The following is a 22,429-nucleotide window of genomic DNA, read 5'->3' as shown; positions in this document are numbered from 1 at the left end:
GGCTGGTAGCCAGGGCGCCGCGGCATCCCTACAGTTGCCCCAGCGATCCGCAAGAAAGGCTTTCCTGATGAACCCCGCCCAAGCTCCCTTGTCGCATGTGAAGGTGCTGGACCTGAGCCGCATCCTCGCCGCGCCCTGGGCCGGCCAGATCCTCGCCGACCTGGGGGCCGAGGTCATCAAGGTCGAGCGCCCGGGCGCCGGCGACGACACGCGCAGCTGGGGCCCGCCCTTCCTGAAGGACGCCGAGGGCCGCGACACGAAGGAAGCCGGCTACTACCTGGCCGTGAACCGCGGCAAACGCTCCATCACCGTCAGCCTCGACAAGCCCGAAGGCCAGCGCATCGTGCGCGAGCTGGCGATGGAATGCGACATCGTGCTGGAGAACTACAAGGCCGGCACGCTCGAACGCTACGGGCTCGACGAGGCCTCGCTGCGCAAGATCAACCCGCGGCTCATCTACTGCTCCGTCACCGGCTTCGGCCAGACCGGCCCGCGCCGCGACCAGCCGGCCTACGACTTCCTGATCCAGGCCATGGGCGGGCTGATGAGCGTGACCGGCGAGCGCGACGGCCGGCCCGGCGGCGGCCCGCAGAAGGTGGGCGTGCCCATCGTCGACCTGATGACCGGCATGTACACCGCCGTGGCCGTGCTGGCCGCGCTGGCCCGCCGCGACCAGACGGGCCGCGGCGACGCGATCGACATCGGCATGCTCGACGTGCAGGTGGCTTCGCTCGCCAACCAGGCAATGAACTTCCTCGTCTCCGGCAAGGTGCCGCAGCGCAACGGCAACGCGCACCCCAACATCCAGCCGCAGGACGTGTTCGGCTGCGCCGACGGCGACGTGATCCTCGTCGTGGGCAACGACGGCCAGTTCGCCAAGCTGTGCGATGTGCTGGGCCGTGCCGAATGGGCAACCGACGAGCGCTACGCCACCAATGCCCAGCGCGTGCGCCACATCGGCGAGCTGGCGCCGCTGCTGCGCGAGGCCTTCGCCGGCTGGCAGCGCGAAGACCTCATCGCCGCGCTCGACAAGGCCGGCGTGCCGTGCGGCGCCATCAACTCGGTGGCCGATGTGTTCCGCGATCCGCAGGTGGTGGCGCGCGGCATGCTGAAGCACGTGCCGCACCCCAGCGGGGTCGACGTGCCGCAGGTCGCGAGCCCGATGCGCTTCGCCGAGGCGCAGCTGCCCACCTGCGACGCGCCGCCGCTGCTGGGCCAGCACAGCGACGAGATCCTGGAGAAGCTGGGCTACGGCACCGCCGACATCGCCGCGCTGCGCCAGGCCGGCGTGATCGGATGAACACGGACACTGCGACGATGAAACTCCACTGGTCCCCCAAGTCGCCCTACGTGCGCAAGGTGATGGTCTGCGCGCACGAGCGGGGCCTGCTGCCGCGCATCGAGCTGATCCGCTCGGTGGCGGCGATGCTCAAGCCCAACCCGGCCATCATGGCCGACAACCCGCTGTCGAAGATCCCGACGCTGGTGCTCGACGACGGCCGCACGCTGTTCGATTCGGCGGTGATCTGCGAGTACCTCGACACCCTGGCCGAAAGCGGCAGCCGCCTGTTCCCGGCCGAGGGCGATGCCCGGTGGCAGGCGCTGCGCTGGCATGCGCTGGGCGACGGCCTGCTCGATGCGCTGATCCTCTGGCGCAACGAGCGCGAGCGCGAAGTGCCGCTGCCGGCGCTGCTCGATGCGTTCGACCTGAAGACCCGCGCCACGCTGCAGTTGCTGGACGGCGAGGCCGCCGCGCTGGCCGCGGTGCCCTTCGGCATCGGCCACGTGGCACTGGGCTGCGCGCTCGGCTACCTCGACTACCGCTTCGACGCCTTCGGCTGGCGCGCGCTGGCCCCGCGGCTGGCGGGCTGGGCCGCTGAAGTCAACGCGCGGCCTTCCTTCGTCGCCACGGCGCCGGCCGACGGCTGAGCGGCGCGCGTGCGCCGAGGCTTGGCGACCGGCGCATTGCGCGGGCCGGCCAGGTAGGGCTGCACCACGCCGGCGATCCAGTTCAGCACCGCCTGCACGCGCGGCGCGAGCTGGCGCCGGTGTGCGTACAGCAGCGACACTGGCATCGGCGGCGCGGTGTACTCGGGCAGCACCGCCACCAGCCGGCCGGCATCGAGCAGGCGCCGCGCGCCGTGCGTGGGTGACTGCACCAGGCCCAGCCCGGCCAGGCAGGCCGCCTCGTAGGCATCGATGCCGTTGACCACCACGGCGCTGCGCATCGGCAGCAGGCGCCTCGCGCCACCTTCCTCGTACTCCCAGCCTGCCCCCTGCGTGCCCAGCTTCGCGGCGTAGTGGACGATGCGGTGCTGCGCCAGGTCGGCCAGCGTGCGCGGCGTGCCGTGCGCCTGCAGGTAGGCCGGGCTGGCCAGGTTGCTCATCGCGAAGTGGCCGAGCGGGCGGGCCACCAGCTCCGAATCGGCGAGCTGGCCGATGCGCAGCACGCAGTCGAAACCTTCCTGCACCAGGTCGACCTTCCGGTCCGTCGTGCTGAGGCCCACCTCCAGCAGCGGGTGCGCGGCCAGGAACTCGGGCAGCCGCGGAATGATGAGTTCACGCGCCAGCGAGGTGGGCAGGTCGATGCGCACGCGCCCGCGCAGGCCGCTCGCGGCGGGCTGGAACATCGCCTGCATCTGCTCCGCATCGGCCAGCAGCTCCTTGCACCGGTCGAGGAACTGCTCGCCGTCGGGCGTGAGCCTGACCTGCCGCGTGGTGCGCATCAGCAGCCGCGTACCCAGCCGGGCTTCGAGCTGCTGCACCGTGGCGGAGACGCGGCCCTTGGCCATGCCGAGCTGCTCGGCCGCGCGGGTGAAGCTGCCCAGTTCGGCGACGAGCGCAAAAACGCGCAGTTCATGCAGTTCCATGCGCTGATTGTCCTGCATGGAGAAACAGTGTGAGTCGATCGGAGTGATTTATGTCGAAGAGAGGAACACCTAAAGTCTCTTCATCGCTTCCGTTCCACCCCTTCTTCTGGAGACCGACATGACTGCATCCACCACCCCCCGCATCGCACTCGTCACCGGCGGCAGCCGGGGCCTTGGCCGCAACATCGCCGTGCACCTGGCCCGCCAGGGCAGCGACGTGATCCTGACCTACCAGCGCAACGAAGCCGACGCCCACGCCGCGGTGCGCGAGATCGAGGCACTGGGCCGTCGCGCCGTGGCGCTGCAGCTCGACGTCGGCGACAGCGCCTCGTTCGAGGCCTTTGCCGGCCGGGTGAAGCAGGCGCTGGCCGATACCTGGCAGCGCAGCAGCTTCGACCACCTCGTCAACAACGCCGGCGTCGGCGTGCACGCTTCGTTTGCCGAGACGACCGAGGCGCAGTTCGACCAGCTGGCGGCCATCCACCTCAAGGGCACCTTCTTCCTCACGCAGAAGCTGCTGCCGCTGGTGGCCGACGGCGGCCGCATCCTCAACACCTCGAGCGGCCTGGCCCGCTTCACGCTGCCGGGCTACGCGGCCTATGCCGCGATGAAGGGCGGCATCGAGGTGCTGACGCGCTACATGGCCAAGGAGCTGGCGCCGCGCGGCATCACGGTCAACACCGTGGCGCCCGGCGCGATCGAGACCGACTTCGGCGGCGGCACCGTGCGCGACAACGCGCAGGTCAACGCGCAGATCGCGGCTGTCACCGCGCTGGGCCGCGTGGGCATGCCCGACGACATCGGCGGCGCGGTGGCGGCGCTGCTCTCGGAAGGCAACGGCTGGATCACCGGCCAGCGCATCGAGGTCTCGGGCGGAATGATGCTGTGACGCAGGCCGGGCGCCCGGCGGCCTACGCCGCCAGCGCCTTCATCTCGGCGTACAGGTCGGCCTTGCCCTCGAAGCCGATGCCCGGCAGCTCGGGCAGCAGCACGTGGCTGTTGTCCACCTTCACGCCGTCGGGGAAGCCGCCGTAGGGCTGGAACAGGTCGGGGTACGACTCGTTGCCGCCCAGACCCAGGCCGGCCGCGATGGCCAGCGACATCTGGTGGCCGCCGTGCGGCACGCAGCGCGACGGCGACCAGCCATTCTCCTTCAGCATCTCCAGCGTGCGCAGGTATTCGACGAGACCGTAGCTGAGCGCGCAATCGAACTGCAGCCAGTCGCGATCGGGCCGCATGCCGCCGTAGCGGATGAGGTTGCGCGCGTCCTGCATCGAGAAGAGGTTCTCGCCGGTGGCCATGGGCCCGGCGTAGTGGTTCGCCAGCTCGGCCTGCAGCGCGTAGTCGAGCGGGTCGCCGGCCTCTTCGTACCAGAAAAGGTCGTACTGCGACAGCGCCTTCGCGTACTCGATCGCCGTCTTCAGGTCGAAGCGGCCGTTGGCATCCACGGCCAGCTTCTGCCCTGGCCCCAGCAGCTTCAGCACCGCCTCGATGCGCTTGCAATCCTCGGCCAGCGAGGCGCCGCCGATCTTCTTCTTCACCACCGAGTAGCCGCGGTCGAGGTAGCTGCGCATCTCGCGCTCCAGCCCTTCGATGCCCTGGCCCGGCCAGTAGTAGCCGCCGGCCGCGTAGACGAACACCTTGCGGTTCGGCGTGCCGGTGCCATAACGCTCGGCCAGCAGCTGGAAGAGCGGCTTGCCCTCGATCTTGGCCACCGCGTCCCACACCGCCATGTCGATGGTGCCCACCGCCACCGAGCGCTCGCCGTGGCCGCCGGGCTTCTCGTTGGTCATCATCGTGGCCCACACCTTGTGCGGGTCGAGGTTGTCGCGCTCGGCGTCGAGCAGCGTCGCCGGATCGGCCTCAAGGAGGCGCGGCAGGAAGCGCTCGCGCATCAGCGCGCCCTGGCCGTAGCGGCCGTTCGAATTGAAGCCGTAGCCCACCACGCGCTTGCCGTCGCGCACCACGTCGGTCACTACGGCGACGAGGCTCAGCGTCATCTTCGAGAAGTCGATGTACGCGTTGCGGATGTTGGATTGGATGGGTCGGGTAGTTTCGACGATGTCGACGATCTTCATGGTGTTCCCGGTGAGTGGAGTCGATGGAATCAGCGGGCCAAGGAGGCGCCGCCGCAGATCTGGATGTCCTGTCCCGTGATGGCCGCGGCCGGCGGGGACAGCAGGAAGCTCGCCAGCGCGGCCACCTCGTCGGGCCGGATGAGCCGGCCTAGGGGCGGCAGCTGCGGCGCGGCCGCCTGGCGCGCCGGGTCGTCGAGCATCGCCGTCTGCGTCGCCGCGGGCGACACCACGTTGACGGTGACGCCCGACGCCACCACCTCGGCCGCCCAGCTGCGTGCCAGCGCGATCAGCGCCGCCTTGGTGCCGGCATAGAGGCTGCGCCCGGCCTTGCCCTGCGCCACGCGGCTGCCGAGCAGCACCACCCGGCCTTCGCCGCGCGCGGCCATGGCTGGCAGCAGCACGTTGGCGATGCGCGTCACCGCGTCCACGTGCAGGCGCCACATCAGCTCGGCGTCGGCCGGTTGCAGCGCGCCCAACGGGCCCACGCGCAGCACGCCGGCCGCGTGCACCAGCGCCGAGGCCTCGGCCGCCGCCTGCGCCGCGGCCTCGGTGGCGGCGCCGTCGGTCAGGTCGACCTGCACCGCCTCGAAGCATGCGTGCGCGATGCGCGCAGGGCTCACGTCGAAGCCCTTCACATGCCAGCCGTCGGCCAGCAGCCGCTCGGCGATGGCCAGGCCGATGCCCGAACTGCTGCCGGTGACGACGGCCGTCGCTTCACTCGGCACGGATCTTCCCCTCGGTGATGATCTTCCCGGCGCGCAGCATGTCGTCGCGCTGGAAGTGCACGAAGTCGTCGATCGAGCCCGGTGTGAGCAGCAGGCCCTGCTGTTCGAGCTTGGCCTTCATCTCGCCGGCCAGCGCCTTGTTGACCTCGGTGTTCAGCCGCTGCGCGATCTCTGCCGGCAGCTTGGCCGGGCCCCACAGGCCGTACCAGCTGTAGAACTCATAGCCGGGCACGGTCTCGCTCACGGCCGGCACGTCGGGCAGGCTGGGCAGGCGCGCCTTGGACGTCACGCCGATCACCTTCAGCTGCCCCGCCTTGGCGAACGGCGCCGAGCCGAGGATGGGGTCGATGAAGCCGTCGATCTGCCCGCCGATCAGGTCTTGATAGGCCGGCGCCGAACCCTTGTAAGGCACGATCAGGTATTCGATCCCGCTCGCCCGGCGCAGCAGCTCGGTCGACAGGTGCCCGGCCGAGCCGGTCGAGCCGATCGCGAAGCTCAGCTTGCCCGGGTTGGCCTTGGCATGCGCGATCAGGCTGGGCACGTCGGTGATCGGCAGGTTCTTGTTGACCGCGATCGCCAGCGGCGCCTTGGCCACCAGCGCCACCGGCGCGAAGTCCTTCACCACGTCGTACGGCGTGGCCTTCATCGTCATCGGCGTGGTCGTGAGCGTCGACGGGCTGAACAGCAGCGTGTAGCCGTCGGGCGCCGCCTTCTGGACCAGGATCGCGCCGATGGTGCCGGCCCCGCCGGGGCGGTTGTCGACGATGAAGGTCTGCCCCATCTGCTCCCCCAGCTTCTGCGCGAGCTGGCGGCCCACCACGTCGAGCGTGCCGCCCGGCGGGAACGGGATGATGAAGGTGACCGGCTTGTTGGGGTAGCCGTTGGCCATGGCGGCGGTGCCGGCCGCCAGCATCGCTGCGGCCGCAGCCGCGCGCACGAAGTGCCTGCGAATCATGGTGGCCTCCTTCAACGCTTCAGCAGGCCGGCCTGCTTCACCGCCTCGCGCAGCGCGGCCATCTCGGCTTCGTTCGGCGCCTCGGTCGGCGGCCGCACGGTGGCGTCGTCGATCACGCCGGCCAGGTACATGCCGGCCTTCATGCGCGCATGCGCCTCGCCGGTGGGCTCGCCACCGCCGTACACCGCGTCCTTCAGCGGCGTGATCACCGACTGCACCTGCATCGCACGCTTCAGGTCGCCGGCCTTCACCGCTTCCCACAGGTCGTTGATCAGTCCGGGGATGAAGGTCGCGAAGCCCACCAGCGCGCCGTCCACGCCCTGGACCATCGTCGCGAGCAGGTATTCGTCGTGGCAGGTCAGGATGGCCTTGGACGGATCGGCGTCGCGAATGGCCTTGATGTCGGCCGCGTAGCGGTTCATGTCGCGCTGGCCCACCTTGAAGGCCTGCACGTAGGGCAGCTTCGCCAGCGCGGCCAGCGTGGCCGACGAGTACGAGGCCCGCGTCCACGCCGGGTACACGTGCGCCACCAGGTCGAGCCCGATCTCGGCGATCGCGGCGAAGTAGTCGGTGACGTGGTCGGGGCGGAAGCCGAAGCGCAGCCAGTGGTGCGGCGGCATCACGTCGAGTGCCTGCGCGCCGGCCTCACGGGCCAGCGCCGCGTGCTCCTGCGCGTCCTTCAGCCCTTCGCAGACGATCGACGAGATCACCGGCAACTTGCCCTTCAGCTCGTCGGCCACGATGCGGGTGACCTGGGCGCGCTCGCGCGGCGTGAGTGAGAAGACTTCACCGGTATGGCCGTTGGTCATCACCGCTACCACGCCGGGCTGCCGGGCCAGCCAGCTGGCCAGCCGGCGCAGCGCGGGCTCGTCGATCTGGTGGTCGGGTGTGAAAGGGCAGGCGATGGCGGGGATGATGCCGCGGTAGTTCTGGATCGTGGGCACGAATGTCTCCTGGGTTGACAATGCCGCCCCCGGGGAAGCTTCCGGCCCGGCGTCATCGGTGAAGGAATGATGGCCGCCGGGATCGCCGAAGGCCAATGCCCGTTTTTTCTGCTTGCATGCCCGCAAAGCACCGACCCTGAAGCACCGCCCATGAACCTCTCGTGGCTCGAAGACTTCCTGGCACTGGCGGCCAGCGGCAACTTCTCCCGCGCGGCCGAAGAGCGCCACATGACGCAGCCGGCCTTCAGCCGCCGCATCCGTGCGCTGGAGGAGTGGCTGGGCGTCGTGCTGATCGACCGCGGCTCGCACCCTGCGACGCTGACCGACACCGGTGAATGGTTCCGCACGGTGGCGCAGGAGATCCTCGCGCGCGTGGCGCGTGTGCCCGACGAGGCCCGCGCGGTGGCCGATGCCAGCTCGGCCACGCTGCGCCTGGCGTCGACGCACGCGCTGTCGTTCACCTTCCTGCCGTCATGGCTGCGCAGCCTGGAATCGCACACGACGGTCGGGCCGGTGCAGCTGGTGTCCGATGTGCTGCAGCAGTGCGAGACGCTGCTGCTGCAGGGCCGCGTGCAGTTCGTGCTGTCGCACTGGCACGAACGGGTGCCGGGCCGGCTGGATCCGGCGGCGTACCGCTCGGTGCGGGTCGGCAGCGACACGCTGCTGCCGGTGTCGGCGCCGGGGCCCGGCGGCGCGCCGCTGCACCGGCTCTCACCGCCCGGCCAGGCCCGCGTGCCCGTGCTGGCCTACAGCGCGGAGTCGGGCATCGGCCGCGTGGTGCGGGCGATGCGCGGCGCCCTGCTGGACCAGGCCCAGGCCGAGCCGGTGTTCACCGCGCACCTGGCCTCGGTGCTGAAGACGATGGCGCTCGATGGCCGCGGCATCGCCTGGCTGCCCGCGAGTCTGATCCGTGACGAGCTGGACGCCGGCCGGCTGCTGGAGGCCGGCGGCAGCGAATGGGCGGTCGAGGTGGAGATCCGCCTCTTCCGCGGCCAGGCCGCGCTGCCGCGGGCGGCCGAGGCGCTGTGGAGCGCGGCCGCGCAGCTCAGTTGTCGGGCTTCACCTGCGCACGCTTGAGCACCGGCTGCCAGCGCTTCTGCTCCGTCGCGATGAACCTCGCGAACTCGGCCGGTGTGCTCCCCACGGCGATGGCCGCCTCCTTGCTGAGCATCTCCACCGCCGACGGCGAGGTGACGGCCTTGGCCGCGGCGGCGGCCAGCACGTCGATGAACTGCTGCGGCAGCGAGGCAGGCGCGAGCAGGCCGTACCACTGCGTCATCTCGAAGCCGGGGAAGCCCTGTTCGGCCACGGTCGGCACGTCGGGCAGCTGGGGGATGCGCTGGGGCGTGCCGGTGGCGATGCAGCGCAGCTTGCCCGTCTTGATGAACTGCAGCACCGCGGGGGCACCCACCGAGGCCGCGTCCAGCCGGCCGGCCAGCAGGTCCGTCAGCTGCGGCCCGGTGCCCCGGTAGGGCACGTGCGTGATGAACGTGCCGGTCTCCATCTTCAGGTACTCGAAGGCGAGGTGCCCGGCGCTGCCGTTGCCGGCCGAGCCGTAGTTCAGCCGGCCCGGCTTCGACTTGGCCAGTGCGATGAACTCCTTCAGGTTCTTCGCCGGCACGTCGTTGTTGACCAGGTAGAGGCTCGGCACCTTCGCGAGCAGCGAGACCGGCTTGAAATCCTTGTTGGCGTCGTAGGGCAGCTTGTCGAAGATGAAGGGGTTGACCGCCAGCGTGCCGATGTGCCCCAGGATCACCGTGTGCTGGTCGGTGGCCCGGGCCACCTCCTGCATCGCCACGTTGCCGGCCCCGCCGGGCTTGTTGTCGACGAACACGCTCTGGCCGAGCAGCTTGCTCATCTCGGCCGCGGCCGACCGCGCGACGATCTCCGAGCTGCCGCCCGGCGCGAAGGGCACGACGAACCGGACGCTCTTCGACGGCCACGCCCCGGCCTGGGCCAGCAGGGCTGCCGGCCACATGCCCGCCAGCCCGAGGCCTGCCGCATGTGCGAGGGCGCCGCGTCTTGTCCACAGGGGTGGGATCATGTCTCGTCTCCGGTCTCGTGAGAGCTGTACTTTGCGCCTCGGCGCCATCTCCCGGAACAGCTTGCGGCTCAGGGAAAACCGCAGGCCCGGCCTGGGCTGGGTTAGGCTCGTCGGATGAAGAAGAACACCCGCTTTTCCGCCCCGCCCCCGATCCGCATCGGCATCCTCGGCTGCGCCAACATCGCGCGGCAGTTCACGCGCGACGTGGCACCCAGCCCGGCCGCACGCATCGTGGCCGTGGCCAGCCGCAACGCCGAGACGGCCGCCGCCTTCGCCGCCGCGCAGGGCATCGGCCGCCACCACGGCAGCTACGAGGCCCTGTTGGCCGATCCCGAGGTCGACGTCGTCTACCTGCCGCTGCCCAACAGCCTGCACGCCGAATGGGCGATCAAGGCGGCCGAGGCCGGCAAGCACGTGCTGTGCGAGAAGCCGCTCGCCACCGGCCTGGCGCAGGCCCGTGCGATGTTCGATGCCGCGCAGCGCCACGGCGTCCTGCTGCTGGAGGCGTATCCGTACTACTTCCAGCCGCAGACGGGCCGGATGCTGTCGCTGCTGCAGGGCGGCGAGGTCGGCGAGGTCCGCTCGGTGCATGCCGGCTTCGGCTTCACGCTCGGCAACCCGCAGGCCAACATCCGCATGCAGGCGGACCTGGGCGGCGGTGCGCTGCTGGACGCGGGCAGCTACCCGCTGAGCCTGATCCGCCTGGTGATGGGCTGAGCACCGCAGCGCGTGCGCGCCGACGCGCGCTGGGCCGACACCGGCGTCGACATCGGCATGGCCGCGACGCTGCACTACGCCGACGGCCGCTGCGCACAGATGTCGTGCGCGATGGACGCTGCCACCCACCGCTACGCCACCATCGCCTGCACCCGGGGCACGATCGAGACCGAGTACCTCAACCACACCAGCGCGCAGGCGGGCGGCCACCCGTACGGTTACCTGCCCAGCCGGCTGCGCGTGCGCCGCGGGGTGTTCAACACCATCCCGTTCGAGGACCTGGATGCCGGCACCGGCAGCGGCTTCCGCTTCGCGGTCGAGGCGTTCGCCCGGGTGGTGCATGCGCGCGACGTCGACGCCATCGGGCGTGCGGCCGCGGCCAGCCTGGACATCGCGGCCACGCTGGAGGCGCTGGCCGAGAGCGCCCGCACGGGGCGCGAGGTGGAACTGCAGGCCGTCTCGCCGGCCTGAGCCCAACCGGCTAGGCGTACAGCCGCTGCGGGTTGTCGACCAGGATGCGGCGCACCAGCGCCTCGTCGGCCACGCCGTTCTTCATCCAGGCCAGCAGCTGCGCGGCGTCGGGCGCGGGCTCCACGCGCAGGTGGGGCCAGTCGCTGCCCCAGACGAGCCGATCGGGGTTGGCCCGCAGCATCGCGGCCTGGAAGGGGCGGCCGGCGTCGAGGCCGGCGGCCTTCAGCAGGTTGCGGTAGACGCACAGCTTGACGTACACGTGGCCGGTTTCGAGCAGCGACAGCAACGTGAGGAAGCCGGTGTCGTTCACGCCGGCGTCCACGTCGAAGCCGCCCATGTGATCGATGACCACCGGCACCGGCAGCGCGACGATCGCCTCGGCGATGTCGGGCAGGGCCTGGCAGTCGGTCCACAGCTCGGCGTGCAGGCCGGCATCGGCCAGCGCGGGGGCCATCGAGCGCAGGTCTTCGAACGAGGCGCTGCCGGCGAAGTTGGCGCCGGCGCCGCTGCGGTGGCTGTAGCGCGCGGCACGCACGCCGCGTTCGCGCAGGCCCTTCAGCGTCGGCAGCGTGCCGGGGCGGGCGACGATCACGCCCCGCCACCGCGGCTGCGCGGCCAGCGCGTCGAACAGCAGCCTGTAGTCCTCGCCGTAGGCGCTGGGGTGCACCAGCACGCCATGGTCCAGGCCCAGGCGGCCGAGCAGCGTGAGGTACTGCGCCTCGACCGCCTCGGGCGGCGTGTAGCTGCGGTCCGGCGCGAGCGGGTAGCGCTCGTACGGACCAAAGAGGTGGGCGTGGCAGTCCCAACCGCCCGCCGGCTTCGGGGCACTCATGCGCCGTCCTGCTGGTGCTGCGGCAGCGGGAAGGCCGGCGTCACGCCTTCGGGCAGCGGGATCTCGTGCGCATTGAGCGTCATCGCGACCATCGTGTAGTAGCCGACCAGCGCGGTCAGCTCGACCAGCATCCGTTCGCCCAGCAGCTCGAGCGCGCGCGCGTAGGTGGCGTCGGAGATCGAATGCGTGCGCTTCAGCTCGTACGCCACCTGCACGATCACGGTGTCGGTGTCGTCCAGGCCTTCGGGCACCTCCAGCGCCAGCAGCGCGTCGATGGTGGGCGCGTCGATGCCGGCCTTCTCCGCCTCGAGCCGGTGCGCGTACCACTCGAAGGGCGACTGGCTGGCGCGGCCGGTCACGAGGATTGCGAGCTCGGCCTGGCGGCGGCTCAGCAGCGTGCGGTAGCGCAGCAGCTCGCCGAGCGCCGACCAGCGTTCGGCCAGCTCGGGGTTGTGCAGCGCTGCGCGCAGCGGCCCCTGGATGCGGCCGCGCGGGCCGGAAACGATGCTGTCGTGCACCCGCCGTTGCTCGGGGGTCATGGTGTCGGGGTGGGGCAGCGTGATGCGCGGCATGGGCGGAGGTCTCCTTCTCGGCGGAGGCCGAGCTTAAAGGCCGCCCCTGCCGCCTGCCAGCGCCCGGGCCGGCATCGCTGCTATGCCGGTGGGGTCAAGGCGCGCCGGTGCTCATGCCGGCGTCGGAAAGTCGATCACCGTGTCGTTCACGCGGTTGAAGAGGTTGGTGAAGGTGATGAGCGAGATCACCAGCAGCGTGTCCGTCACCTGCGCGGGCGTGAAGCCGGCGGCGAGCACGGCCTGCAGCTCGGCTTCGGGCACCGTGCCGCGTGTGCCGGCGGTGGCGCGTGCGAAGTGCACCAGCGCGTCGCGGCGCTCGTCGCCCGTCGGCTCGCCCGTGCGCAGCGCGTGCAGGGCCTCGGGCTTCAGGCCGGCCTTGCCGGCCAGCATCGAGTGCGCGGCGACGCAGTAGTCGCAGCCGTTCTGCGCGCTGATGGCCAGCCGCACGGCCTCGATGTCGGCCTTCGACAGCGTGCCGCGTGCCAGTGCGCCGTCGCCGCCGAGCATCAGCGCGAGCGCGGCCGGGCTGTGGGCGCCGATCGCGGCGTAGGCATTGGGCACCATGCCGGCCGCGCGGCGGATCTGCTCGAAGAGCGGGCGCGCGGCCTCGGGGGCGTCGGCGAGGGGGAGGGTGGGAAGGCGGGACATGGTCAACTCCGGTGGGTTTCGAAAGCGCCGCGATGGGCGGTGCAGCCACTGTAGAAATCCGCGCCGCGCGTGCGAATGCCCGTTCGGCGCAGCGTCATGCCCGTTCGTTCCAACCTGACCCGATCCCCTTCGATGGCCCCGACGGACCTGCTCGACCGCCTGCTGGACCTGGCCGCCGTGGATGGCCGGCTCGACGTGCGCTGTGAGCTGGCCCCCGGCTGGCAGATCGACGAAGCGGCGCGGGCCGAGCGCGAGATGCCCTACCACGTGCTGCTGGCCGGCACGGCCGTGATCGACGGGCCGGGGCTGCCGCCGACCCCGCTGGGCCCGGGCGACGTGGCGCTGCTCACGGCCGGCGGCGCGCACCGCCTGCGGCAGGCCGGCGCCGCCGACGCGGGCGGCCTGCTGTGCGGCCGCTTCATCGTCTCGACCGCGGCCTGGGCGCTGTTCCGCACGCTGCTGCCGCCGCTGATCGTCGTGCGTGCGGCGGGCACGGACGATGCGCAGGCCGGCCGCCGCGCGACGCTGGTCGCGCTGCTGAAGGCGGAGACCGACACGCTGCCGCCCGGCAGCGCCGGCGTGCTGCGCCACCTGTCCGCCGCGCTCTTCGGCCTGTCGCTGCGCGGCGCGGTGCACGGCCCCGAGCCGGCGCCGGGGCTGCTGGCGCTGGCGGCCCATCCGCGGCTGCAGGGCGTGGTGCTGGGCGTGCTGGCCGAGCCCGGCGGCGCATGGTCGATCGAGGACATGGCAGAGCGTGCCCACCTGTCGCGCTCGTCGCTGATCCGCACCTTCCAGGCCGCGGCCAGCGTGTCGCCGGCGGCCTTCCTGACGGCCGTGCGCATGGCCGAGGCGGCGCGCCGCCTGCGCGACACGCACGAGTCGGTCGCCGCGATCGGCGAGGCGGTGGGCTATGCGTCCGAGGCGGCGTTCCAGCGGGCCTTCAAGCGCGAGACCCAGCTCACGCCGGCCGCGTGGCGCGCCCGGCCGGCGGACGAGCCGGCACCGCAGCAGGCGCCGGTGCACAAAGTGGTCGGGCCGTCCGGCGGCGGCAAAGCGCGGCGTTGAGGGCGTCAGGCCGCGGCGCGCACCGCGTCGGGTGCCTCGCAGCGTTCGGCCAGTTCGTCGACCAGGATCTGCAGCGCGCGGCGGTCCAACGCCTGCAGGGCCTGCGTGCGGGCGCCGTCGTCGAGCGGCAGGAACGAGGCGGCGCCGAAGTCGCTGAGCAGTGCCCGGCCTTCGCCGTCCACCAGCAGGTTGTGCGCGTACAGGTCGCCGTGGCTGAGGCCTCGGGCATGCAGATGGGCCAGCGCATCGGCCGCGGCCCGGGCCAGGGCCGCTCCCTGCGCTGCGGGCAGGCGCAGGCCCTCGCGGTACACGTCGCGGCTGCAGCTGGCCATGCTGGGCGGGCCGGCCAGCGGCGCCCACTGCGCGGCCAGGCGCGGCATCACCAGGCCCTGGGTGCCTTGCGGGTGGCCGGCCAGCACACCCACGGCGCCCACCAGGTGCGGGTGCGTGCCGGCGGCCAGCGTGGCGGCCAGCTCGCATTGCGGCAGCCCGTCGCTGGTGACGGCGCCCTTGAAGAGCTTGACGGCCACGTCCTGCGCGGGCCCGGCGGCAGGCTGCCAGCGCGCCGCGTGGATGTGGCCCGAGGCGCCTTCGCCCAGCAGGGCCTGCAGGGCCAGTTCATGCCACGGGATGGGCCGCGCGCCGGCCGCCGCCTGCGCGGCCTGCTCGCGGCGGGCGCTGAAGGGGTTGCCGGCATGGGCCAGCCAGGCCAGCTGCGGCAGCGCCAGCAGCTCGTCGGGCAGCGCGTGGTCGGCGCGATCGAAGGCGTTGGCCGACAGGCGCAGCAGCTCCAGCCGCTGCAGCCTGCCCAGGCCCCGCGGCAGTTGCGACAGGCGGTTGCCCGACAGCATCAGCTTCTGCATCCGCGTGCACTCGGCCAGCGATCCGGGCAGCGAGGTGATGCGGTTGTCGGTGAGGATCAGCCAGCGCAGCGTGGGCGCCAGTGCGCGCGCATCCACCTCGGCGATGCGGTTGGCCTTGAAGCCCAGCGTGTCCAGCGCCGGCAGGCGGCCCAGCACGGCGGGCAGCGCGGTGAAGCGGTTGCTCGAAGCGAACAGCGTGTGCAGCCGGGTGCAGCGCGCCAGCGCGTCGGGCAGGGCCTCCAGCGCGTTGTTCGACACGTCCAGCACTTCAAGCGTGTCGGCCAGCGCCAGCACCTCCGGGGGCAGCTCGGCGAGGCCGCCGTGGCGCAGGTCGAGCCGCGTGCTGCCCTGCAGCTCGCCGGCGCGCAACCGTTGGAGAGTCCGGGCGGCGGCGTCGTCGGTGGGCATGGGCGGGGCGGCTTTCGGGGCGGGTGGCGATGGCCGCATTCTCGGCGAGCGGCACCGCGCCGCCGGCCGCCGGTGCCGCCGCCCGCCGCTCAGCGCGGCGGCGCCGCGAAGTTCATCGGCGCGCCGAAGCGCGTGCGCAGCTGCACCTCCACGCCGTACACAAACGCCCCCTTGGCGATGGCGCCGTTTGGCAGGCTGATGTCGGCCACCAGCTTGTCGCCCTTGCGCAGCGCCGAGGGCAGGCGCACCGCCATGCGGTTGCCGCCAGCGGGCTTGAGTGTCGACGTCAGCCCCTTGCCATCCCGCTCGAACGACAGCACGCCCTGGACGGCGGCGGTGGGGATGGGCTGGCCGTGGTCCTCGAGGTGCAGCGTGACCTCGCGGCCCTGGCCGACCAGCTCGAACGCGACTTCGCCGCCGTCGTGGTTCATCTGCCCGCCGTGTTTGGGCAGCCAGTCGCCGCAGGCGCGGGCCGGCGACGACAAGGCCAGTGTGCACAGCAGGCCGACGAGGATGTTCGATCCGTGCATCGTGTGCTCCTTCGCCGCGCCGGGCTCAATCGGCGTAGGTGCCGGCCTGGCGGATCAGCGCGCCCCAGCGGTCGATCTCGGCCTTCAGGTGCGTGCGCAGGCCCTCCGGTGTCTGAAGCGGCTCGGGCACCACCTGCACGCCCACCTCGTCGAGGCGCTTGAGCAGCGCAGGGTCCTTCAGCGCCGACTTCAATGCGGTGTTGAGCGCCGCCATCACCGGCGCGGGCGTGCCCTTGGGCGCGTACACGCCGTGCCACACCACCACCTCGAAGTCCTTCAGGCCGGCCTCGCGCAGCGTCATCGCCTCGGGCAGCGGCTTCAGCCGCTCGCGTGTGGTCACGCCGTACAGCTTGACCTTGCCGGCCTTGATGTGCGGCACGGTCTGCATGGTCTGGTCGCACATCACGTCGACCTGGCCGCCGATCAGCGCGGTGAGCGCCGGCGCGGTGCCCTGGTACGGCACGGTGGTGCTCTGCGCGCCCACGGCCTGCTGCAGCAGCATGCCGCACAGCTGCGAGGCCGCGCCCAGCCCGGCGTGCGCCAGGTTGACCTTGGCGCCGTCCTGCTTCAGGTAGGCGATCAGTTCCTGTGGTGTCTTGGCCGGCAGGTCGGGCCGGCCGACAAGGGTCATCGGCACGTCGGCCACCTGGCCCACGTATTCGAAGTCCTTCAGCGGATCGAAGGCCAGCTTGCGGTACAGGCCTGGCGCGGTCGACATGCCGATGTGGTGCAGCAGCAGCGTGTAGCCGTCGTTCGTGGCCCGGGCCACGTAGGCCGAGGCCAGCGTGCCGCCGGCGCCGGCGCGGTTCTCGACGACGACCGTCTGGCCGAGCGCGGTGCCCATCGACTGGGCCAGTGCGCGGCCCAGCAGGTCGGTCGGGCCGCCGGCCGCAAAGGGGATCACCAGCGTCAGTGGCTTGGCGGGATAGGCCTGTGCCTGGGCGCCGAGCGGCGCCACGGCGAACAGGGCCGCGGTGAACGCGGCGGCGAGGAAGCGGGGGGTCTTCATGGTGTGGATGCCTTCGTCGGAGGGTTCAGCTGCACGCGGTGGACGAGGCCTTGTCGCCCGCCTGCTGCCAGCCGGCGGCCGCGGGGTCGAAGGTCATGTAGTGCGGCTTGACGTAGTCCGTCGGGTCGAAGTTGATGCGCAGCTCGGGCGGCGAGACGATGCCGACGTTGTCGATGGCTTCCTCCAGCGCACGCTTCATCAGCTCGCCGGTGTTGAACGCGCCCGCGCGCTGCGAGGCCGCGTCGTGGCCCGCGGCGAAGAACACCTTGGGCTGCAGCGCCTGGATGTACAGCGCCGCATCGCGCAGGCCGTTGGTCGCGGCGTTGCCGACGTCCACCGAGCCGATGTGCACGTCGGTCTTCGGCAGCGAGCGAAACAGCGTGGCGGCGGCCGGCGCGTTCTCCTTCAGCGAGCCGGCGCGATCGTTCCATGCCAGCCCGAAGCTGCGCGCGGCGCCGAGCGACAGGTGGTAGGCCACGCTGGGGCCGTCGGCAGCGCCGGTGGTGGCCACGCCGTCGGCCGCCTCGGTGCCCGCAGGCCACCAGCTCGCGTCGCGCGGGTCGCTGTAGAGGCTCCAGTCGAAGGCCGAGGCCGGCAGGGCGGGGTCGGCGGCGGCGGTGCTGCCGTCGGTGTGCTTCACGGCACGCAGGCAGGCGCCCAGCTCGGGCAGCGAGACCGCATGCACCACGGTGCCGATCGCCTCGCCCGCGGGCACCACGGCCTGGCACTTCAGCAGCTTGGCCGTGCCGCTCCAGTTCTGCTGGCGGCGCGCGTCGCCTTCCACCACGTCGCAGTGCTCCTGCGCGCCGAGCACGGTGGCGCCGGTCTTGAAGGCGATGTCGGCGGCCAGGTCCGCGTGGCCCGCGGCAGCCTTGCCGAGCAGGATGTGCGAGGGCATCAGGTTCACCAGCTCGGCCAGCGTCGTCGGCGTGCGGCCGGGGGCCTGCTCTCGGCGCAGCAGCGCGGCGTCCATCAGCACGACCTTGCCGTTGATCGCCGCGGCGTAGGTGGTGTTCGAGGCCCACGACATGATCACCAGGTCCTTGCGGACCTCGCCGGTGGCGGCGTCGACGTTCTCGGCGCCGAAGTAGTGGGTGCGTGCAGCGATCTGGTCGGCCAGTGCCGGCGCGGCGGGCGGCACCGGCATGTTGGGCTCCGCCGGGCCGGACGAGTCGCCGCCGCCATCGCCCCCGCAGGCCACGATGGCCAGCGCCACGCCGGCGCCGATCGCGCCGAGATACAGCGGCCGCACCCGCAGCTTGTGTTGTCGTCCCATGGTCTTGTCTCCGAGGGGTTGGTTGTTCAGTTGCAGGTGGCGTTGGTGCGGGTGCCTGCCTTGACCCACCGCGGCGACGCGGGATCGAAGGTCAGCAGCGACGGCCGGATGTAGTCGTACGGGTCGTTCAGCCAGCGCACCTCGGGCTGCTGCGCCAGCGGGATGCCGATGTTCGTCATCGAGGTCAGCAGGTTGCGCTTCCACCATTCGCCCGAGTTGCCGGCCGCGCCGCGGCGGCGCTGCGATTCGTCGTGGTGGCTCGGGACGAAGACCTTGGGCTGCATGTCGCGGATGTAGATCGCCGCGTCGCGCATGCCGTTGGTCGGGTTGTTGGCGCCGCTGACGGCGCCGATCAGCACGTCGGTGGCCGGCCAGGCGTTCAGCGCCGGGATCAGCTCGGGCGCCAGCTCCTTGTACGGTCCGACGCTGTCGTACACCGAGAACGAGAACGCACGCGGTCCGGGCACGGTGAACTGGTACAGCACGCTCAGGCTGCCGCCGCCGCCGGATGCCCGCACGTTGGGATAGGCGGCCGGGCCCGTGCCCCACAGCTCGAACTCCCGCGGGTCCTCGCCGTCGCGGAAGTCGATGCCGTTGGGCGGGATGCTGGTGTCGGGCGGTGTGGCAGCGCCGTGCAGGTGGCGCATCACGTTCAGGCACAGGGCCGGCTTCAGGTCGGGCAGGTTCATCGCGGTGGTGCCGATCGGCACGCCCGCGGCCAGCACGGCCGTGCACTTGACGCTTGCGCCGGTGCCGAACTGCCGCCCTGCGTCCACCTGCATGCCGGCGCAATGCTCCGCCGCGCCGAAGACGGTGGCGCCGGTGCGGTAGGCCACGTTGGCGATGTAGGCCGTGTGGTCGTTGTGGCCGTGGCCGATGAAGATCCACTCGGGGTTCAGGTCGACCAGTTCCTGCAGCCCGGTGGGCGTGCGCTTGCGGGCCGGCGCGGCGACGATCTGGTCGTCGTCGATGTAGCCGTCGAGCATGAACACCTTGCCGTTGGCGGCCACCGCGAAGGTGGTGGTGGTCAGCCACGCGAAGATCACGCGGTCGCGCCGCACGTCGCCGTTGGCCGGGTTCACGTTCTCGAAGCCGAACATGTGCTGGCGTGCCTGGATGGTGGCCGCCAGCGAGGTGGGCCCGCCGGCGGGGATGCCGGCGGCCGGCTGCGCGGCCGCGCCGAACGAGGCCGCGGCGCCGAGCAGCAGGGCTGCGACGGGCGTGGTTCGCCGGCCTGCGGCGCGGGGCCGCGGGCTCTGGTTCTTATCCATGTTTTGTCTCCTGTGGGTGGTGGGATGGAAGTCGCTAGGGCGCAGGCTGGCGGAGCACGATCTCCTCGATAGCGGCGCCGATCTGCGCCGTGGTGGCGGTGCCGCCGAGGTCCGGCGTCAGGGGGCCTTGCTTGAGCGTGAGCTCGATCGCACGGAGGATCGCGTCGTGCGCCGCCTGGTGGCCGAGGAACTGCAGCATCAGCGCGCCCGACCAGATCATCGCGATCGGGTTGGCAATACCAAGGCCGAAGATGTCCGGGGCCGAGCCGTGTACCGGCTCGAAGAGCGAAGGGAAGTTGCGCTCGGGGTTCAGGTTGGCGGAAGGCGCCAGGCCGATCGTGCCGGTGCACGCGGGCCCCAGGTCGGACAGGATGTCGCCGAACAGGTTGCTGGCCACCACCACGTCGAAGCGCTGCGGCTGCAGCACGAAGCGCGCGCAGAGGATGTCGATGTGCTGCTTGTCGACGATGACCTCGGGGTAGCCGCGGGCCATCGCATCGGCGCGTTCGTCCCACCAGGGCATGCTGATCGCGATGCCGTTGCTCTTGGTCGCGACGGTGAGCTGCCTGCGCTGCCGCGAGCGCGCCAGCTCGAACGCATAGCGCAGCACGCGGTCGGTGCCACGGCGGGAGAACACCGACTCCTGGATGACGATCTCGCGCTCGGTGCCTTCGAAGATGCGGCCGCCGAGGTTGGTGTACTCGCCCTCGGTGTTCTCCCGCACGACGAAGAAGTCGATGTCGCCGGGCTGGCGGCCCGCGAGGGGGCAGGGCACGCCCTCGAACAGGCGCACCGGCCGCAGGTTCACGTACTGGTCGAACTCGCGGCGGAACTTCAACAGCGAGCCCCACAGCGAGACGTGGTCGGGCACCTTGGCCGGCCAGCCCACGGCGCCGAAGTACAGCGCATCGTGGCCGCCGACCTGGGCCTTCCAGTCGCTGGGCATCATCGAGCCGGTGCGCTCGTGGTAGTCGCAGCTGGCCCACTCGATGGGATCGAACTCGATCGCGATGCCGAAGCGGCGCGCCGCGGCGGCCACCACGCGCACGCCTTCCGGCATCACCTCCTGCCCAATCCCGTCCCCGGGAATCACGGCGATCTTCAGCGGCTTCGTCATCAGCTAACCCTTGTTGTGGTACGTGTCCTGCGATGCGATGCTAGGGGGGGTCGGCGTTTCTACAATCAGCCGAAATGTGAATCCGTTGTGCACAGATCATGAATAACGATCCATTGCCCGAAGACCTGCGCGTGTTCTGCGGGGTGGTACGCAAGTCCAGTTTCTCGGGGGCGGCGGAGGAGCTGGGCGTCTCGCCGTCCTACGTGACCAAGCGCATCCAGATCCTCGAATCGGTGCTGAACACCCGGCTCTTCCACCGCACCACGCGCCGCGTCGTGGTCACCGAGGAGGGCGAGCGCGTCTACCACTGGGCGATGAAGATCCTCGACGACGTGGACCACCTGGTCGAGGAGATCGGCATCACCCGGCAGGCGCCGCGCGGCTCGCTGCGGGTGTGCAGCAGCTTCGGCTTCGGCCGGCGCGTGGTGGCGCCCGCGCTGTCGGCATTCACCGAGCGCCACCCGGCGCTGCAGGTGCGCTTCGAGGTCTTCGACCGGCTGGTCGACGTGGCCACCGAGGGCTTCGACCTGGACGTGCGGGTCGGCGACGAGATCGCCCCGCACCTGATCGCCCGCCGGCTGGCATCGAACCACCGCGTGTTGTGCGCCGCACCGTCGTACCTGAAGCGCCATGGCACGCCGCGCACGCTGGCCGACCTCTCGACGCACGACTGCCTCATCATCAAGGAGCGCGACCATCCCTTCGGGGTCTGGCGGCTGCACAAGGGCCGCCAGGAGAGCACGATCAAGGTGCGCGGCCCCCTGTCGTCCAACAACGGCGAGATGGTGGTGCAGTGGGCGGTCGACGGGCGGGGCGTCGCCTTGCGCTCCACCTGGGACGTGGGTCCGCTGATCGCCAGCGGCAAGCTCGTGCACCTGCTGCCGGAGTACACGCAGGAGGCCAACGTCTGGGCGGTGTACCCCTCGCGGCTGAACACCTCGGCGAAGGTGCGGGTGTGCGTGGAGTTCCTGCAGGGCTGGCTCGACCGGCACCTGAAGCCGCGCGCGTAGGCGCAGCCTTCCTGGGCCACCCGGTCAGCCGGCCGCCGTGCGCGCGGCCGTGCCCAGCAGCTCCATCAGCCGCCGCGCGGCCGGCGACAGGTAGGCGTTGCTGCGGTGGGTGACCACCAGCCGCCGCAGCATCGTGGTCTCCTTCAGCGCCACCTCGCGCAGCGGCAGCCGCAGCACCTTCTCGTCGAGGTGGTGGCGCGAGATGAAGCTGAGCAGGCCGGTCTCGGCGATCAGCGCCGGCAGCATCAGCAGCATGCTGCTCTCCACCTGCACCACCGGACGCGGCAGGCGCTTGCGGTCGAAGGTGTGGTCCAGCCAGTCGCGCGTGGGCGCGCCGGGGCTCTGCAGCACCCAGCGGTAGCGCGTCAGGTCCTTCAGCGTCGGCTTGGCCTTGAAGATCTCGTGCCCGGCATGGGCGGCCACGACGATGCAGTCTTCCGCGAGCCGCTGCGATTCGAAGCCGGCCTGCGCCCGGCCCTCGGTACCGATCACGAGGTCGAGCTCGCCGCCGCGCAGCATCGGCAGCAGCACGTCGACCAGCGCGACGGTGGTGTTCAGCGTCACGTCGGGCGCCTCCTGCAGCAGCTGGCGCACGGCCTGCGGCAGCAGGAACTGCGCGGCGGTGGGCACGATGCCGATGCGCACATGCCCCGCCAGGCCGCGCCCGATGTCGGCCACCTCGCGCTGCGCGTCCTCCACGTCGAAGCGCACGCGCTGCGCCCAGCGCAGCATCACCCGGCCCGCGGCGGTGAGCCGGATGCCGCGGCCCGAGCGCTCGAACAGCGGCGCGCCCGCCTCCTGCTCCAGCCGCCGGATCGCGCCGGTGAGCGCCGGCTGCGTGCGGTGCAGCTGCTCGGCGGCCTTGCCGACGTGCTGCAACTCGGCGATCGTCTCGAAGTAGCGCAGGTCTCGCAGGTCCATTGCAAAAGCCGATCTGATGGGTCGCAAAGAATAATCGATTGGACCGTGAGGCCGCGGCCGCCAATACTGAGGCCACAGACCCCATCCCGGGGCGTCTTGGAGA

24 protein-coding genes are annotated in these 22,429 nt (G+C 71.5%); 8 read left to right on the top strand and 16 right to left on the bottom strand.

Going from position 1 to position 22,429, the window contains the following annotated elements; translation table 11 throughout:
* The first annotated feature begins 67 nt into the window (after window positions 1-67).
* The gene (locus V4F39_RS01100) at window positions 68-1,300 is read left to right on the top strand and encodes a CaiB/BaiF CoA transferase family protein (RefSeq protein WP_332287381.1); all 1,233 of its coding nucleotides are present in this window, start codon (window positions 68-70) and stop codon (window positions 1,298-1,300) included.
* Window positions 1,301-1,317: 17 nt separating this feature from the next.
* Window positions 1,318-1,929: a glutathione S-transferase family protein gene (locus tag V4F39_RS01095; RefSeq protein ID WP_332287380.1), complete on the top strand. Its 612-nt coding sequence runs from the start codon at window positions 1,318-1,320 to the stop codon at window positions 1,927-1,929.
* On the opposite strand, the gene V4F39_RS01090 is transcribed toward V4F39_RS01095, so the two are convergent.
* Entirely contained in the window at window positions 1,818-2,870 is a 1,053-nt protein-coding gene (locus V4F39_RS01090) for a LysR family transcriptional regulator (protein WP_332287379.1), read from the bottom strand. The two genes, V4F39_RS01095 and V4F39_RS01090, sit on opposite strands and share 112 nt — an antisense overlap.
* 118 nt (window positions 2,871-2,988) lie before the next feature.
* Between V4F39_RS01090 and V4F39_RS01085 the strand changes: the two genes are divergently transcribed.
* A complete protein-coding gene (locus V4F39_RS01085) occupies window positions 2,989-3,759 on the top strand; it encodes an SDR family NAD(P)-dependent oxidoreductase (RefSeq protein WP_332287378.1) in 771 nt (256 codons plus the stop codon).
* Between the two features lie 22 nt (window positions 3,760-3,781).
* Here the strand turns inward: V4F39_RS01085 and V4F39_RS01080 are convergent, their stop codons facing one another.
* The 4 genes from V4F39_RS01080 to V4F39_RS01065 are packed head-to-tail and all read right to left on the bottom strand — an operon-like array spanning window position 3,782 to window position 7,572.
* Window positions 3,782-4,948 carry a mandelate racemase/muconate lactonizing enzyme family protein gene (locus V4F39_RS01080; RefSeq protein WP_332287377.1) on the bottom strand — a complete coding sequence of 389 codons (1,167 nt, stop codon included), beginning with the start codon at window positions 4,946-4,948 and terminating at the stop codon, window positions 3,782-3,784.
* Between the two features lie 29 nt (window positions 4,949-4,977).
* On the bottom strand, window positions 4,978-5,673 hold the full coding sequence (locus V4F39_RS01075) for an SDR family NAD(P)-dependent oxidoreductase (protein ID WP_332287376.1): 696 nt from the start codon (window positions 5,671-5,673) through the stop codon (window positions 4,978-4,980).
* Window positions 5,663-6,628 carry a Bug family tripartite tricarboxylate transporter substrate binding protein gene (locus tag V4F39_RS01070; protein ID WP_332287375.1) on the bottom strand — a complete coding sequence of 322 codons (966 nt, stop codon included), beginning with the start codon at window positions 6,626-6,628 and terminating at the stop codon, window positions 5,663-5,665. Before V4F39_RS01070 ends, V4F39_RS01075 begins: the two co-directional genes overlap by 11 nt.
* 11 nt (window positions 6,629-6,639) lie before the next feature.
* Window positions 6,640-7,572, bottom strand: a complete 933-nt coding sequence (locus V4F39_RS01065; RefSeq protein WP_332287374.1) for a dihydrodipicolinate synthase family protein — start codon at window positions 7,570-7,572, stop codon at window positions 6,640-6,642.
* A 150-nt stretch (window positions 7,573-7,722) separates the two neighbouring features.
* On the opposite strand from V4F39_RS01065, the gene V4F39_RS01060 reads away from it, so the two are divergent.
* Window positions 7,723-8,649, top strand: coding sequence for a LysR family transcriptional regulator (locus V4F39_RS01060; RefSeq protein ID WP_332287373.1), 927 nt, complete (start codon window positions 7,723-7,725; stop codon window positions 8,647-8,649).
* Here V4F39_RS01060 and V4F39_RS01055 read toward each other — a convergent pair.
* On the bottom strand, window positions 8,618-9,616 hold the full coding sequence (locus V4F39_RS01055; RefSeq protein WP_332287372.1) for a Bug family tripartite tricarboxylate transporter substrate binding protein: 999 nt from the start codon (window positions 9,614-9,616) through the stop codon (window positions 8,618-8,620). The two genes, V4F39_RS01060 and V4F39_RS01055, sit on opposite strands and share 32 nt — an antisense overlap.
* Window positions 9,617-9,730: 114 nt before the next feature.
* Between V4F39_RS01055 and V4F39_RS01050 the strand changes: the two genes are divergently transcribed.
* The gene (locus tag V4F39_RS01050; protein ID WP_332287371.1) at window positions 9,731-10,333 is read left to right on the top strand and encodes a Gfo/Idh/MocA family protein; all 603 of its coding nucleotides are present in this window, start codon (window positions 9,731-9,733) and stop codon (window positions 10,331-10,333) included.
* A 12-nt stretch (window positions 10,334-10,345) separates the two neighbouring features.
* Entirely contained in the window at window positions 10,346-10,804 is a 459-nt protein-coding gene (locus V4F39_RS01045) for a hypothetical protein (protein WP_332287370.1), read from the top strand.
* Between the two features lie 10 nt (window positions 10,805-10,814).
* On the opposite strand, the gene V4F39_RS01040 is transcribed toward V4F39_RS01045, so the two are convergent.
* From V4F39_RS01040 to V4F39_RS01030, 3 genes are all read right to left on the bottom strand, one after another.
* Window positions 10,815-11,636, bottom strand: a complete 822-nt coding sequence (locus tag V4F39_RS01040) for an amidohydrolase family protein (protein ID WP_332287369.1) — start codon at window positions 11,634-11,636, stop codon at window positions 10,815-10,817.
* Window positions 11,633-12,208: a carboxymuconolactone decarboxylase family protein gene (locus V4F39_RS01035; RefSeq protein ID WP_332287368.1), complete on the bottom strand. Its 576-nt coding sequence runs from the start codon at window positions 12,206-12,208 to the stop codon at window positions 11,633-11,635. The genes V4F39_RS01040 and V4F39_RS01035 overlap by 4 nt, the downstream gene beginning before the upstream one ends.
* Before the next feature lie 111 nt (window positions 12,209-12,319).
* Complete coding sequence (locus tag V4F39_RS01030) at window positions 12,320-12,856, bottom strand: carboxymuconolactone decarboxylase family protein (protein ID WP_332287367.1); 537 nt, start codon at window positions 12,854-12,856, stop codon at window positions 12,320-12,322.
* Window positions 12,857-12,988: 132 nt separating this feature from the next.
* On the opposite strand from V4F39_RS01030, the gene V4F39_RS01025 reads away from it, so the two are divergent.
* Window positions 12,989-13,921: a helix-turn-helix transcriptional regulator gene (locus V4F39_RS01025; protein WP_332287366.1), complete on the top strand. Its 933-nt coding sequence runs from the start codon at window positions 12,989-12,991 to the stop codon at window positions 13,919-13,921.
* Between the two features lie 5 nt (window positions 13,922-13,926).
* Here V4F39_RS01025 and V4F39_RS01020 read toward each other — a convergent pair whose 3' ends face one another.
* From V4F39_RS01020 to V4F39_RS00995, 6 genes are all read right to left on the bottom strand, one after another.
* Entirely contained in the window at window positions 13,927-15,192 is a 1,266-nt protein-coding gene (locus V4F39_RS01020) for a leucine-rich repeat-containing protein kinase family protein (protein WP_332287365.1), read from the bottom strand.
* 89 nt (window positions 15,193-15,281) lie between these two features.
* A complete protein-coding gene (locus tag V4F39_RS01015) occupies window positions 15,282-15,722 on the bottom strand; it encodes a hypothetical protein (protein WP_332287364.1) in 441 nt (146 codons plus the stop codon).
* A gap of 25 nt (window positions 15,723-15,747) precedes the next feature.
* Window positions 15,748-16,731 (bottom strand): tripartite tricarboxylate transporter substrate-binding protein, encoded by a 984-nt coding sequence (locus tag V4F39_RS01010; protein ID WP_332287363.1) that lies wholly within the window; start codon window positions 16,729-16,731, stop codon window positions 15,748-15,750.
* A gap of 25 nt (window positions 16,732-16,756) precedes the next feature.
* A complete protein-coding gene (locus V4F39_RS01005) occupies window positions 16,757-18,007 on the bottom strand; it encodes a hypothetical protein (RefSeq protein WP_332287362.1) in 1,251 nt (416 codons plus the stop codon).
* A gap of 26 nt (window positions 18,008-18,033) precedes the next feature.
* On the bottom strand, window positions 18,034-19,278 hold the full coding sequence (locus V4F39_RS01000; RefSeq protein ID WP_332287361.1) for an MBL fold metallo-hydrolase: 1,245 nt from the start codon (window positions 19,276-19,278) through the stop codon (window positions 18,034-18,036).
* Window positions 19,279-19,312: 34 nt separating this feature from the next.
* Window positions 19,313-20,395 (bottom strand): tartrate dehydrogenase, encoded by a 1,083-nt coding sequence (locus V4F39_RS00995; RefSeq protein WP_332287360.1) that lies wholly within the window; start codon window positions 20,393-20,395, stop codon window positions 19,313-19,315.
* A gap of 98 nt (window positions 20,396-20,493) precedes the next feature.
* On the opposite strand from V4F39_RS00995, the gene V4F39_RS00990 reads away from it, so the two are divergent.
* Window positions 20,494-21,405 carry a LysR substrate-binding domain-containing protein gene (locus V4F39_RS00990; RefSeq protein WP_332287359.1) on the top strand — a complete coding sequence of 304 codons (912 nt, stop codon included), beginning with the start codon at window positions 20,494-20,496 and terminating at the stop codon, window positions 21,403-21,405.
* Window positions 21,406-21,429: 24 nt separating this feature from the next.
* Here the strand turns inward: V4F39_RS00990 and V4F39_RS00985 are convergent, their stop codons facing one another.
* The gene (locus V4F39_RS00985) at window positions 21,430-22,326 is read right to left on the bottom strand and encodes a LysR family transcriptional regulator (RefSeq protein WP_332287358.1); all 897 of its coding nucleotides are present in this window, start codon (window positions 22,324-22,326) and stop codon (window positions 21,430-21,432) included.
* Between the last annotated feature and the right edge of the window lie 103 nt (window positions 22,327-22,429).

Source organism: Aquincola agrisoli, from assembly GCF_036621135.1.
In the GTDB taxonomy this organism is placed as follows: domain Bacteria; phylum Pseudomonadota; class Gammaproteobacteria; order Burkholderiales; family Burkholderiaceae_C; genus Aquincola; species Aquincola agrisoli.
Note: the sequence above shows the minus strand (reverse complement) of the source record. Positions and strands in the feature narration are given on the sequence as shown.